The 12,726-nt window shown below is 63.2% G+C and carries 11 protein-coding genes; 3 read left to right on the plus strand and 8 right to left on the minus strand.

All coding sequences use genetic code 11. The annotated features are described in order from the left end of the window. Positions 1-65: 65 nt before the first annotated feature. Complete coding sequence (locus LK540_RS22815) at positions 66-671, plus strand: YdcF family protein (protein WP_229439690.1); 606 nt, start codon at positions 66-68, stop codon at positions 669-671. Between the two features lie 139 nt (positions 672-810). Here the strand turns inward: LK540_RS22815 and LK540_RS22820 are convergent, their stop codons facing one another. The 8 genes from LK540_RS22820 to LK540_RS22855 all read right to left on the minus strand — a co-directional run bounded on the left by LK540_RS22820 (position 811) and on the right by LK540_RS22855 (position 9,084). Further along, on the minus strand, positions 811-1,986 hold the full coding sequence (locus LK540_RS22820) for an acyl-CoA dehydrogenase (RefSeq protein ID WP_229439691.1): 1,176 nt from the start codon (positions 1,984-1,986) through the stop codon (positions 811-813). A 24-nt stretch (positions 1,987-2,010) separates the two neighbouring features. Beyond that, entirely contained in the window at positions 2,011-3,639 is a 1,629-nt protein-coding gene (locus LK540_RS22825) for an electron transfer flavoprotein-ubiquinone oxidoreductase (RefSeq protein ID WP_229439724.1), read from the minus strand. Positions 3,640-3,690: 51 nt separating this feature from the next. Continuing rightward, a complete protein-coding gene (locus LK540_RS22830) occupies positions 3,691-4,392 on the minus strand; it encodes an ABC transporter ATP-binding protein (protein WP_229439692.1) in 702 nt (233 codons plus the stop codon). A gap of 1 nt (position 4,393) precedes the next feature. Further along, complete coding sequence (locus LK540_RS22835; protein ID WP_229439693.1) at positions 4,394-5,098, minus strand: ABC transporter ATP-binding protein; 705 nt, start codon at positions 5,096-5,098, stop codon at positions 4,394-4,396. Next, on the minus strand, positions 5,085-6,038 hold the full coding sequence (locus LK540_RS22840) for a branched-chain amino acid ABC transporter permease (RefSeq protein ID WP_229439694.1): 954 nt from the start codon (positions 6,036-6,038) through the stop codon (positions 5,085-5,087). The genes LK540_RS22835 and LK540_RS22840 overlap by 14 nt, the downstream gene beginning before the upstream one ends. Beyond that, a complete protein-coding gene (locus LK540_RS22845; protein WP_229439695.1) occupies positions 6,035-6,907 on the minus strand; it encodes a branched-chain amino acid ABC transporter permease in 873 nt (290 codons plus the stop codon). The genes LK540_RS22840 and LK540_RS22845 overlap by 4 nt, the downstream gene beginning before the upstream one ends. Before the next feature lie 107 nt (positions 6,908-7,014). After that, positions 7,015-8,175 carry an ABC transporter substrate-binding protein gene (locus LK540_RS22850; RefSeq protein ID WP_229439696.1) on the minus strand — a complete coding sequence of 387 codons (1,161 nt, stop codon included), beginning with the start codon at positions 8,173-8,175 and terminating at the stop codon, positions 7,015-7,017. Between the two features lie 102 nt (positions 8,176-8,277). Continuing rightward, positions 8,278-9,084 carry an IclR family transcriptional regulator gene (locus LK540_RS22855; RefSeq protein WP_229439697.1) on the minus strand — a complete coding sequence of 269 codons (807 nt, stop codon included), beginning with the start codon at positions 9,082-9,084 and terminating at the stop codon, positions 8,278-8,280. A 303-nt stretch (positions 9,085-9,387) separates the two neighbouring features. Between LK540_RS22855 and LK540_RS22860 the strand changes: the two genes are divergently transcribed. Beyond that, positions 9,388-11,517 carry a 3-hydroxyacyl-CoA dehydrogenase NAD-binding domain-containing protein gene (locus tag LK540_RS22860; RefSeq protein ID WP_229439698.1) on the plus strand — a complete coding sequence of 710 codons (2,130 nt, stop codon included), beginning with the start codon at positions 9,388-9,390 and terminating at the stop codon, positions 11,515-11,517. Between the two features lie 24 nt (positions 11,518-11,541). After that, positions 11,542-12,723, plus strand: a complete 1,182-nt coding sequence (locus LK540_RS22865; protein ID WP_229439699.1) for an acetyl-CoA C-acyltransferase — start codon at positions 11,542-11,544, stop codon at positions 12,721-12,723. Positions 12,724-12,726: the final 3 nt, after the last annotated feature.

The following is a 12,726-nucleotide window of genomic DNA, read 5'->3' on the forward strand; positions in this document are numbered from 1 at the left end:
CCTTCTGCAGAGGAGCTGGTGCTCTTCAAGATAATCGGGGTGCGCCTCCTGGAATTAGCAAAACAATGATTTCAAAAATATGGCTCGCATTGGGCAAGTTCGTGTTCCTGGTCGTGTTGGCGATCGTGCTGGGCTACGGCATCGCCGCCTGGCGAGTCGCGGAGTTTGGAAATGAACGTTCAGACGAACCGGCCGATGCGGCGGTCGTACTCGGCGCTGCCGCCTGGGGCGACCAGCCATCTCCTGTGTACCGCGAGCGCCTCAACGAAGCACTGATGCTCTACCAGACGGGGAGGGTACGCTGGATCATCTTCACGGGCGGGACGCCGAAACCAGGCTATTTGACGGAAGCGGAAGTAGGCCGGAAATTTGCACTGGCTCACGGCATCCCCGCCAAGGCCATTCTGCTCGACACCGAATCCCGCAGCACGTGGCAAAACCTGACCAATGCAAAGAAGTTGATGACAACGGCGAGGCTGGACACGGTGCTCGTGGTGAGCGATCCGCTCCACATGCGCAGAGCCATGCGCATGGCTACCGATATCGGATTGCACGCAAAGCCGGCACCCACGACGTCGAGCCGCTACCAATCATGGCGTTATTGGAGCAACTTCCTGTGGCGCGAAACCTCGCTCTATCTCGCGTATATCGTGTTCAAGAAACTGACCTAGCATTGACTGCCAATGCGATCGCCTACATAGCCAGGCCAGAAGCATCAGCACGGATCAGAGCCGTCTTTTGAGTTGAAGTCCCAAATAAGAAACGCCGGCGCGACATAAATCGCAGCCGGCGTTTTTCGTAGGGCAGGGCTTAGAACGCAGCAATACCGGTTTGTGCACGACCCAGTATCAGTGCATGAATATCATGCGTACCTTCATAGGTATTCACCACCTCCAGGTTCACCATGTGGCGAATGATCCCGAACTCGTCCGAAATACCATTCCCGCCCAGCATGTCGCGTGCGGTACGAGCGATATCCAGCGACTTGCCGCACGAATTGCGCTTCATGATCGAGGTGATCTCGACCGCCGCCGTGCCTTCGTCTTTCATGCGGCCCAGGCGCAGGCAGCCTTGCAGGCCCAGGGTGATCTCGGTCTGCATGTCGGCCAGTTTCTTCTGCACCAGCTGGTTCGCCGCCAGGGGTTTACCGAACTGGTTGCGGTCCATGGTGTACTGGCGCGCCGTATGCCAGCAGGCTTCGGCCGCACCCAGCGCACCCCAGGCGATGCCATAGCGCGCCGAGTTCAGGCAGGTGAACGGACCCTTCAGGCCGCGCACGTCCGGGAAGGCATTCTCTTCAGGGCAGAACACATTGTCCATCACGATCTCGCCGGTGATAGACGAACGCAGGCCGAACTTGCCGTGAATCGCAGGAGCCGACAGACCTTCCATACCCTTTTCCAGCACGAAGCCGCGGATCGCGCCTTCATCGTCCTTGGCCCACACCACGAACACATCCGCCACCGGCGAATTCGTGATCCACATCTTCGAGCCGGTCAGAGAGTAACCACCGTCCACTTTGCGCGCACGGGTCACCATCGAACCCGGGTCCGAACCGTGGTTCGGTTCCGTCAAACCGAAACAGCCGATCCATTCGCCGGTGGCCAGCTTCGGCAGATACTTCTGCTTGGTCGCTTCGTTGCCGAACTCGTAGATCGGCACCATCACCAGCGACGACTGCACGCTCATCATCGAGCGGTAGCCCGAGTCCACGCGCTCGACTTCGCGCGCGATCAGGCCGTAGGCGACGTAATTCAGCCCAGGGCCGCCGTACTGTTCCGGAATGGTCGGGCCGAGGAGACCCAGTTCGCCCATCTCGCGGAAGATCGAGGTGTCCATGGTCTCGTGGCGGAAGGCATCGAGGATGCGTGGCTGCAGCTTGTCCTGGCAGTAGGCAGCGGCCGCGTCGCGCACCATGCGCTCGTCGTCGGTCAGTTGCTGGTCGAGCAGCAGGGGGTCGTCCCAGTGGAAAGCCGTTTTGGTCATGATGGTCTCTTCTTCAAAAATGGTTTACATGTTCGGGTAGTTCGGGCCGCCGCCGCCTTCCGGCGTCACCCAGACGATGTTCTGGGTCGGGTCCTTGATGTCGCAGGTCTTGCAGTGCACGCAGTTCTGGGCGTTGATCTGCAGGCGGTCCTCGCCCGCGTCGCTCTTCACGTACTCGTACACGCCGGCAGGGCAGTAGCGCCCCTCCGGTCCCGCATACTTGGCCAGGTTGATCTGCACCGGCACGGCCGGGTTCTTCAGCGTCAGGTGCACCGGCTGGTCTTCGGCGTGGTTCGTGTTCGAGATGAACACCGACGACAGCTTGTCGAAGGTGAGCTTCCCGTCCGGCTTCGGATACACGATCGGCTGGAAGTCCGAAGCCGGGCGCAAACACTCGTGGTCCGCGTGCTTGTGGCGCAGGGTCCAGGGCGCCTTGCCCTTGAAGACCATCTGGTCGATGCCGGTCATGACGGTGCCCAGGTACAGGCCCTTGCTCATCCACGGCTTGAAGTTGCGGGCAACGTACAGTTCTTCGTGCAGCCACGATTGCTTGAAGGCGACCGGGTAGCTGCTCAATTCATCGTGCTGGCGCCCCGCGCCCAGCGCCGCAAAGGCCGATTCCGCCGCCAGCATGCCGGTCTTGATCGCACCATGGCTGCCCTTGATGCGGCTGGTGTTCAGGAAGCCCGCATCGCAGCCGATCAGGCAGCCGCCCGGGAACACGGTTTTCGGCAGCGACTGCAGCCCGCCCGCCGTGATCGCGCGCGCACCATACGAGATGCGCTTGCCGCCCTCAAAGAAGTGACGGATCGCCGGATGCGTTTTATAGCGCTGGAATTCCTCGTACGGCGACAGATACGGGTTTTGGTAGGCCAGGCCCACCACGAAGCCCACCGCCACCTGGTTGTTCTCCAGGTGATACAGGAAGGAGCCGCCGTAGGTGTCGTTATCGAGCGGCCAGCCGGCCGTGTGGATCACCAGGCCCGGCTTGTGTTTCGCTGGGTCGATCTCCCACAGCTCCTTGATGCCGATGCCGTAGGTTTGCGGGTCGGCGTCCTTGTTCAGCTCATACTTGGCCATCAGCTGCTTGCCGAGGTGGCCGCGTGAACCTTCGGCGAAGAAGGTGTACTTCGCATGCAGCTCCATCCCGAGCTGGAAGTCCGGCCCCGGTTCGCCATCGCGCTTCACCCCCATGTTCCCGGTGGCGACGCCTTTCACCGAACCATCCTCGTTGTAGAGGATTTCGGCGGCAGGGAAGCCGGGGAAGATCTCGACGCCCAGCGCTTCGGCCTGCTGGCCCAGCCAGCGCGTCACATTCGCCAGCGAAATCACGTAGTTGCCGTGATTGGTCAGCATCTTCGGCACCATGAAACCGGGCGTGCGGATCGCCTTGGTCTCGGTGAGGAACAGCACTTGGTCTTCGGTCACTGGGGTGTGCAGCGGCGCCCCGAGCTCTTTCCAGTTCGGGAAGAGTTCATTGAGCGCAATCGGGTCCATCACCGCGCCCGACAGGATGTGGGCGCCGATTTCTCCGCCTTTTTCCAGCACGCAGACCGACACTTCCTGGCCCTTGTCGGCGGCCAGCTGCTTCAGGCGGATCGCGGCCGACAAGCCCGCAGGCCCGCCGCCGACGATCACCACGTCGTATTCCATCGACTCGCGCGGACCGTATTCTTCCAACAGACTCATATCAAAACACTCCGATCAGCGCGCGAAATACAGATCGTGCAGGTGGTCCAGGCTGACCTCGGACGCGGCCTGCGACAGCACCACTTTCCCGCTCTGCATCAGGTACACGTGGTCGGCCACGCCCACCGCGCGGTGGGTGTTCTGCTCGACCAGGATGATGGTGCGGCCATCCTGCTTCAGGCGTCCCAGAATCTCGAACAGTTCGTTCACCATCACCGGCGCCAGGCCGAGCGAAGGCTCGTCGATGATCAGGACCTTCGGGTCGCTCATCAGGCCGCGCGCCATGGCCAGCATCTGCGCCTCGCCGCCCGAGAGCGAACCGGCCAGCTGCTTGCGGCGTTCGCGCAGGCGCGGGAACATGACATACGATTTTTCCAGGTTGGCCGCGGCGCCTGCGCGATGCTGTGGCGAGAAGGCGCCCATCATCAGGTTTTCCTCGACCGTCATGTCGCGGAAGACCATGCGGCCTTCCGGGATCATGGCCATCGAGACCAGGTTCATGTCCCAGGTCGGCATGCCGTTGAGCGGCTTGCCATCCAGGGTGATCGACCCCTGCGACACCGGGATCAGGCCCATGATGGCGCGCAGCAGGGTGGTCTTGCCGGCGCCGTTCTGGCCGATGATGGTGGTCAGCTTGCCTGGCTGGACGCTGAGCGACAGGTCCCACAGCACGTTGATGGCGCCGTAGCCCGCGCGTACGTTTTGAACTTCTAACATCTCAGCCTCCCGTATAACTCTTGATGACGGCCGGGTCGCTGAACACCTGGGCCGGCGTGCCCTCGGCAATCAGCCCGCCGAAGTTCAGCACGGCGACGCGTTCGCACAGATTGCTGATGGTCTCGATGTCGTGTTCGATGATCACGATCCCGACTGCGAACTCCTTGTGCAAATCCTTCAGCATGTTCATGAAGGCGCGCTTGCCGTTGGTTTCCAGGCCGGCCAGCACTTCGTCCAGCAGCAGCAGCTTCGGATTGGTCGACAGGGCTTTCGCCACTTCCAAGGCTTTGAGTTCCGTCAGCGCCAGGCCCGTGGACGCGTCGCGTTCCGACTTGGCCGCCAGGTTGGTAAAGGCGAGGATCTCGTCGATGCGCTTCTGGTCGATGGAACCGGTGCCGAAGCGCTGGGCCACTTCCAGGTTCTGGCGCACCGTCAGCTCGTGCATCGGCTGCGGAATCTGGAAGGTACGGCCGATGCCCATGCGGGCACGCTGGTACATCGGCGCCTTCAGCACGTCGGTGCCGTTGAAGACGATGCGGCCGGTGGTCGGGCGTACCAGGCCGGAAATGGCGTTGAACAGGGTGGTCTTGCCGGCGCCGTTGGCGCCGACCAGGCCGACGACGTCGCCGGTACCCACCGACAGGGTCACGTCATTGACCGCCGTGAGGCCGCCGAAGCGGACGGTGACGTTTTCAAGCTGCAGCATCTTTTTTCCTCTTGAACTTGCGGAACAGGCCAAGCAGGCCATCCGGGCTGGCGATGATCATCACCACCAGGACCAGGCCGAGCACCAGCTGGTGGCCGGTCGGCATGATGTTCTTCACGAACAGCTGGTCGACCAGGTAGACCACGACGGCGCCGATCAGCGGGCCGGTGATGGTGCGGTAGCCGCCGAAGATGGCCGCCACGATCGGGATCGTCACCCACAGCGCGCTGAAGGCGTAATCCGGCTCGAGGAAGTTGATGTAGTGGGCGTTGAAGGCGCCGACCACGCCGCACATGAAGGCCGAGACCAGCAGCATCAGCGCTTTCAGCAGGGTGTTGTTCACGCCTACCACGCGGGTCGCGTCTTCGCTGTCGTGCATGGCGCGCAGGGCCAGGCCTTGCGGGCTGCGGCGGATGCGGTCGTAGATCCAGGCAAACACCAGCACGATGGTCAGGATCACCAGGTAGTTGCCGATCTTGGTCGAGAAGTCGATCCCGAACAGGGTCGGCAGCTGCGGAATGCTGGCGATGCCGGCCGAACCGCCGGTCACCGATTCCCACTCGGTGGCGAGGATGCGGAAGATGTGGGCGTAGGCCAAAATCGCCAGTGCGAAGTAGGGGCCGCGCAGGCGCAGCACCGGCAGCATCAGCACCGCCGACACCACGGCGCCAACGCCGCCCATCAGCAGGCCGAGGAAGATCGGCAGGCCATGCTGCATGCTCAGCACCGCCGACGTGTAGGCGCCGACACCGAAGAAGGCTGCGTGGCCGAAGCTCACCATGCCGCCCAGGTTACCGAGCAGGGCCCACGACAGGGCGATACCGCCGATGACGAGCGAGGCGATCACCAGCGACATCACGTAGGCGTCGCCGCCCAGCAGCACCGGGACCAGGATATACACCGCCAGCAGGACGGCAATGAGTAACTTATTGATTTTCATCCGCGCCTCCGGGCAGCACCAAACAGACCGTTCGGCATGACGAACAACACCAGCAGGAACAGACCCATGCCGGCCAACTCTTGCAGCGCCGAGCTGGCGAGCGTGACGGTCAGCGACTCGGCAATGCCCAGCAGGACTGCGCCGATCAGCACACCCGGGATCGAGCCGATACCGGCCAGCACGGTGATGATGAAGGCTTTCACGGTCAGCACGCCGCCGTAGGCAGGGGTGATGACGCCGTAGCTAAAGAGGGCGACGCCGGCGAAGGCGGCCAGGATGCCGGCCACGATGAACGACACCAGTTCGGTCTTGCCCGGGTTGATGCCCATGAGTTTGGCGGCGTCGCGGTTGCTCGACACGGCGCGCACGGCGCGGCCATACCAGGAGCGCGACAGCCACCACCAGAGGGCGACGATCAGCACGATGCTCACGCCGAAGAACAGCACTTCGGAACGCATCGAGTACAGTTCGCCGACCACGAAGGCTTCCTGCATCCAGCTCGAGCTGGTGGCGCGCACGTCGGCGCTCCAGATCATCAGCACCAGGTTGGTCAGGATCACGCCGACGCCATAGGTCAGGGTGAGCGAATTGATTTCGCGGTTGGTCTTGATTTTGCCGACCACGAAGTAAAGAAGGGCGGAGGTGATCGTCACGATGATCACCGCGGCCGGGATGGCCATGATTGGATTCCAGCCGAGTTTCGATTCGACCGTGTAGGCGATGTACGCCGCCAGCAGTACCAGTTCGCCGTGTGCCAGGTTGATCACTTTCATGGCGCCGAAGACCAGCGCCAGGCCAAGTGCGATCAGGGCGTACGACCCGCCCTGTAACAGCCCGGAATACACGGCTTGTAAGATCAAGTCCGTCATTTCTGCATTCCCATCGAATTCGTGCGGGCAGGGGAGTCCTGCCCGCTTACTTCAAACTACGGTTGCGGGTAACGCTCTATATATAGAGGAGACCAGCGAGAAGCGTATTACCAAGGCACGCCAGGGAATTTCGGCTTGGCGGTAGCCGCTTCCTTCGGCCACACCAGTTCGACCTTCTTGCCCTGGTGCTGGCCCATGCGCTGGGTGAAGTTCTTGTTGTCGCCGTTGGCGTCGAACTGCACGCGGCCGATCAAGGTCTGCTTGTCGGTCTTGCGCATTTCTTCGATCACGCCGCCCTTCTTGATGGTGCCCTTGTCGGCGGCGCGTGCGATGGCTTCAAACAGCAGCATCGATTGCACGTAGCCGAACTGGCCCAGGTAGTCAGGCTCCTTGTTCAGCAGCGATTTGTAGGCGTCGCCGAATGCCTTGCCGTCCGGCGAGGTGAAGGTGACAGGAAAGGGCAGGACGGCGGTGCCGTACACGTTCGGCATCAGGTCCGGGAAGTCGGCCGCCATTTTCGGGGTGGCCAGCGACCACACGCCGGCGATCGCCTTGACGTTCGGTTTCAGCACGCGTGCCGCGCGCAGGATGCCGACGTATTCGTTTTCGTAGCCGACCATGGCGATGAATTCCGACTTGTCGCGCAGCTTGACCTTGTTCAGGATAGGCTTGAAGTCGGTGATGGCCGGATCAAAAGCGTGCATGCCGACCTTGATGCCTTTCGCGCTCAGAGTCTTCTCGACGTCGGCAGCCAGGCCGTGGGTCGCATCCTTGGTCGAGTAGATGATCGAGACCGACTTCACGCCCAGGTCCGAGATCAAACCGACCAGGGCTTTCTGGTAGCCCTCGGTGTTATTAATACGGAAGAAGTTCTTGCGGCCGGCTTTCACCAGGCCGTCGTCGACGCCGCCCGAAGTGATGTAGGCCAGGCCCAGCTTGTTCGCCGCGTCCGACGCAGGCGAGATGTTGTTCGAGCCGTAGCCGCCGGTCACGGCGACCACGCCCTGGCTGGCCAGCTTCTCGACTGCCGCAACCGCCTTGGCCGGCGCCGATTCGTCGTCGACGGTGACCAGCTTGATGGTGTGCTTGCCGTTGGTCTTGTTGAAGACTTCCGCAGCGACGCGGATGCCTTCCTGCGTGCCCATGCCGACGCGGGCCAGTGGGCCGGTCAACGGGATCTGCACGCCGACCAGGAATTCTTCGGCGCTTGCCGACCCTGCGCTGAGTGCCGCGAATACTGCGAGGGCGATTGTTTTAGCCTTGCTCATTGTCTCCACCTATTCAGATTGTTGCCACGAATCGGATCCCGTTGCGGGGACCGGGTTTGTCTGCGATGGCCCGGGGTGCCGGGCCGTCGCATGTTCTTGTCATCAGCCGATGTTGCGGCCCATGCTCATTTCTACATTCCGTACCAGTTGCACCAGGCGCGGGCCGAGGTCTTCGATCAGCTTCTCCTGCGGCAGCAGGAAGGCCGGGCCGCCGCAGTTGAAAGCCATCGACTTCGCTGTGTCGGGGTCGACCAGCGGCACGCCGACGGCGCTGATGTTCGCGTCCCAGTAGCCCGACGACAGCACGAAGCCGCGGTCCTGGAAGTCCTTGAAGCCTTGTTCGATGTCGGCCTTGATCTTCGGCCAGTTGTTTTCCGCGTGCAGGCGGATGTGGTCCATCAGGAAGTCGCGGTCGGCCTGGGGCAGGCCGCACAAGTAGGCCTTGCCCATCGCGGTCGTCGCGAGCGGAATGCGCGAACCGGCGTCGCGGCGCAGGGTGACGGCGGCGCTGCCGCGGCAGGCCTCCACGTACACCATGTGCAGGCGGTCGCGGATGCCGATCGCCACCGAGCACTGGGCGTATTCGGCCAGTTCCTGCATGCCGGGGCGGGCGAGTTTGCGCACGTCGAGATTGGCCAGCAGCGTGTAGCCGAGCGCCAGCACGGGCGCGCCGAGCTGGTAGCGGCCCTGTTCGGGCGAATAATTCAGGTAGCCGAGCTTGGTCAGCGTGTAAGTGAGGCGGGAGATCGTGGGCTTCGGCATGGCCGTGCGCTTGGCCATCTCGCTGTTGCTGAGGTAAGCCTCGCCAGGACGGAAGCAGCGCAGGATTTCGAGCCCGCGCGCCAGGGCAGTCACGAATTGACGGTCCTTGGCATTTTCTTCCTCAGTGTATGACTGGATTTCTTCCATCTCATTGTCTCCGTTGCCCAGCATCTTTGGCTGAGTCTGGAAATGATGATCACATATCAAAAACGGGAGTGTCAACAGTTTTGTGAAATGGTCGTTCGCAGTGCGAAACACCAAATATTGACGTTCCTATGACAACTGGGTAAATCCGGGTTCGGTATGCGGATTTGTGGTTTTCTGGACGTGAAATCGGGGTCGGCGAGACGTTTACATTCGCGCCAAAAATGGGTTATCGTTGAATTCGCTGCAAGATGCAAAACACAATTTCGCACAGCGAACCAACTACAGAACAAGGAGACAGGACACATGAATTCCGGCGCAAATGCACAAGTCGCGGCTCAGGTCGCTCGTGAGCAGCATGGCGACATCCTTCTGGTCAGCATCGACAACCCGCCCGTCAACGCCCTCGGCGTGGATGTGCGCCGCGGCCTGCTCGAGGCCATCGAAGCCGCCGACGCCGATCCGGCCGTCAAGGCCGTGCTGATCGTCGGCGCGGGCCGCAACTTCATCGGCGGCGCCGACATCCGCGAATTCGGCAAGCCGCCGATGGCGCCGGCCCTGCCTGACGTCTGCAACCGCATCGAAGCCTCGACCAAGCCGGTGGTTGCCGCCATCAATGGCGTCGCCCTGGGCGGCGGCCTGGAAGTGGCCCTGTCCGCGCACTACCGCGTGGCCCTGCCGACCGCCAAGTTCGGCCTGCCGGAAGTCGCCCTCGGCCTGCTGCCGGGCGCCGGCGGCACCCAGCGTACCCCGCGCCTGATCGGTGCGCAAGCCGCTTTGGACCTGATGCTGACCGGCCGCCACGCCAGCGCCAAGGAAGCCGAAAAGCTCGGCCTGGTCGACCGCATCGTCGAAGGCGACGACCCGGTGGCCGTGGGCCTCACCTATGCCCAGGAACTGCTGGACGCAAAAGCGCCGGTGCGCCGCACCCGCGACGCCGAAGCGCTGGCCGACCGTGCTGCGCAAAGCGCCGTGGTTGACGCCGCGCGTGCAGATACCGCAAAAAAATCGCGCGGCCTGTTCTCGCCCTTGAAGATCGTCGACGCGGTGCAAGGCGCCATCGACCTGCCGTTCGACGACGGCCTGGCGCTGGAACGCAAGCTCTTCATCGAATGCCTGGACAGCCCGCAGCGCGCCGGCCTGGTGCACGCCTTCTTTGCCGAGCGCGAAACGGCCAAGTCGCCTGAAACCCGTGACGCGAAACCGCGCGCGATTGCCAGCGTCGGCATCGTCGGCGGCGGCACCATGGGCGCCGGCATTGCCGTCGCGGCACTGGACGCCGGCCTGCCGGTGACCATGATCGAGCGCGACGAAGAAGCGCTGGCGCGCGGCCGCAAGAACGTGGAAAAAGTCTACGATGGCCTGGTCAAGAAAGGCCGCATGACGGAAGAGGGCAAGACCGCCGTCATGGCGCGCTGGACCGGCAGCACCGCCTACGATGCGCTGGCCAATGTCGACCTGGTGATCGAAGCCGTGTTCGAAGAGATGGGCGTGAAGAAGGCCGTCTTCGCCGAGTTGGATCGCGTCTGCAAGCAGGGCGCCGTGCTGGCCACGAACACCTCTTACCTGGACATCAACGAGATCGCCGACAGCGTCTCGCGTCCGCAAGACGTGATCGGCCTGCACTTCTTCTCGCCGGCGAACATCATGAAGCTGCTCGAGATCGTCGTGCCTGCGAAAGTGGCGAACGATGTCGTCGCCACCGCCTTCGAGCTGGCCAAGAAATTGAAAAAGACCCCGGTGCGTGCCGGCGTATGCGACGGCTTCATCGGCAACCGCATCCTGGCTGTCTACGGCCAGGCCGCGCACTACATGATGGAAGACGGCGCGTCCCCGTACCAGATCGACAAGGCACTGCGCGACTTCGGCTACCCGATGGGCCCATTCCAGGTGTCCGACCTTGCCGGCGGCGACATCGGCTGGGCCACCCGCAAGCGCCGCGCCGCCACCCGCGATCCGAAGGCGCGCTACGTGCAGATCGCCGACCGCATCGCCGAGCGTGGCTGGTTCGGCCAGAAGACCGGCCGCGGCTACTACCTGTACCCGGAAGGCGCGCGCATCGGCACGCCGGACCCGGAAGTCGAAGCCATCATCGACGCCGAACGTGAACGCGCCGGCGTGACCCCGCGCGAATTCAGCGACGAAGAGATCGTGCGCCGCTACCTGGCCGCGATGATCAACGAAGGCGCGAACGTGGTGCACCAGGGGATCGCCCTGCGTCCGCTCGATGTGGATGTGACCTTCGTGCACGGCTACGGCTTCCCGCGCTACCGCGGCGGCCCGATGAAGTATGCCGATACCGTCGGCTTGCCGAAGATCCTCGCCGACATCCAGGAATTCGCGAAGGAAGACCCGATCTTCTGGCAGCCGTCGCCGCTGCTGGTGGAGCTGGTCGAGAAGGGCCAGGACTTCAGCAGCCTGAATCAAATCAAGTAAATAGAACAACCTAGGAGACTCGCCATGCGCGAAGCAGTCATCGTTTCAACCGCCCGCACCCCGCTGACCAAGGCGCACCGCGGCGAATTCAATATCACCTCCGGCCCGCAGCTGGCCGCCTTTGCCGTGCGCGCCGCAGTGGACCGCGCCGGCATCGACCCCGCCCTGATCGAGGACGCGATCCTCGGCTGCGGCTACCCGGAAGGCACCACCGGCCGTAATGTCGCGCGCCAGACCGTCATCCGCGCCGGCCTGCCGATCAGCATCGCCGGCACCACCGTCAACCGCTTCTGCGCCTCGGGCCTGCAGGCGATTGCCATCGGCGCCGGCCGCATCGTGGTCGACGGCGCACCGGCCGTGATTGCCGGCGGCGTGGAAAGCATTTCGCAAATCCGCACCCGCGAAAAGGGCGACTCGGGCATCGACCCATGGATCCTCGAGAACAAGCCGGAACTCTACCTGCCGATGATCGACACCGCCGACATCGTCGCCGCCCGTTACGGCATCAGCCGCGAAGCGCAGGACCGCTTCTCGTTCGAGTCGCAGCGCAAGACCGAGGAAGCCCAGCTTGCCGGCCGCTACAAGGACGAGATCATCGCCTGCACCACGACCATGTCGGTCACCGACAAGGAAACCGGCGCCGTCACCCAGCGCGAAGTGACCGTCGACCAGGACACCTGCAACCGCCGCGGCACCACCTACGAGGGCCTGGCGAAATTGGCCCCGGTGATGGGTGAAGGTAAATTCATCACGGCAGGCAATGCATCCCAGCTGTCGGATGGCGCCTCGGCTTGCGTGATGATGGAAGCAAAGGAAGCGGAACGCCTCGGCTTGACGCCGCTCGCCGCCTTCCGTGGCCTGGCCGTCGCCGGCTGCGAGCCGGACGAAATGGGCATCGGCCCGGTGTTCGCGGTGCCAAAGCTGTTGACCCGCTTTGGCCTCACCGTCGACGACATCGGCTTGTGGGAACTGAACGAAGCCTTCGCGTCGCAAGCCATCTACTGCCAGCAGCGCCTTGGCATCCCCGACGAGCGCCTGAACGTGAACGGCGGCGCGATCTCCATCGGCCACCCGTTCGGCATGACCGGCGCGCGCCTGGCCGGCCACGTCCTGTTGGAAGGCAAGCGCCGTGGCGTGAAGTACGCCGTGGTCACGATGTGCATCGCCGGCGGCATGGGCGCGGCTGGCCTGTTCGAGATTTTCTGAGGA

It is taken from the genome of Massilia sp. IC2-278 (assembly GCF_020708045.1).
In the GTDB taxonomy this organism is placed as follows: Bacteria; Pseudomonadota; Gammaproteobacteria; order Burkholderiales; family Burkholderiaceae_D; genus Telluria.

Coding starts and splice junctions, on each gene's coding strand:
- LK540_RS22840 (WP_229439694.1), bottom strand. CDS start 6,038: ATGAAAATCAATAAGTTACTCATTGCCGTCCTGCTGGCGGTGTATATC.
- LK540_RS22835 (WP_229439693.1), bottom strand. CDS start 5,098: ATGCTGCAGCTTGAAAACGTCACCGTCCGCTTCGGCGGCCTCACGGCG.
- LK540_RS22865 (WP_229439699.1), top strand. CDS start 11,542: ATGCGCGAAGCAGTCATCGTTTCAACCGCCCGCACCCCGCTGACCAAG.
- LK540_RS22820 (WP_229439691.1), bottom strand. CDS start 1,986: ATGACCAAAACGGCTTTCCACTGGGACGACCCCCTGCTGCTCGACCAG.
- LK540_RS22825 (WP_229439724.1), bottom strand. CDS start 3,639: ATGGAATACGACGTGGTGATCGTCGGCGGCGGGCCTGCGGGCTTGTCG.
- LK540_RS22830 (WP_229439692.1), bottom strand. CDS start 4,392: ATGTTAGAAGTTCAAAACGTACGCGCGGGCTACGGCGCCATCAACGTG.
- LK540_RS22845 (WP_229439695.1), bottom strand. CDS start 6,907: ATGACGGACTTGATCTTACAAGCCGTGTATTCCGGGCTGTTACAGGGC.
- LK540_RS22855 (WP_229439697.1), bottom strand. CDS start 9,084: ATGGAAGAAATCCAGTCATACACTGAGGAAGAAAATGCCAAGGACCGT.
- LK540_RS22815 (WP_229439690.1), top strand. CDS start 66: ATGATTTCAAAAATATGGCTCGCATTGGGCAAGTTCGTGTTCCTGGTC.
- LK540_RS22860 (WP_229439698.1), top strand. CDS start 9,388: ATGAATTCCGGCGCAAATGCACAAGTCGCGGCTCAGGTCGCTCGTGAG.
- LK540_RS22850 (WP_229439696.1), bottom strand. CDS start 8,175: ATGAGCAAGGCTAAAACAATCGCCCTCGCAGTATTCGCGGCACTCAGC.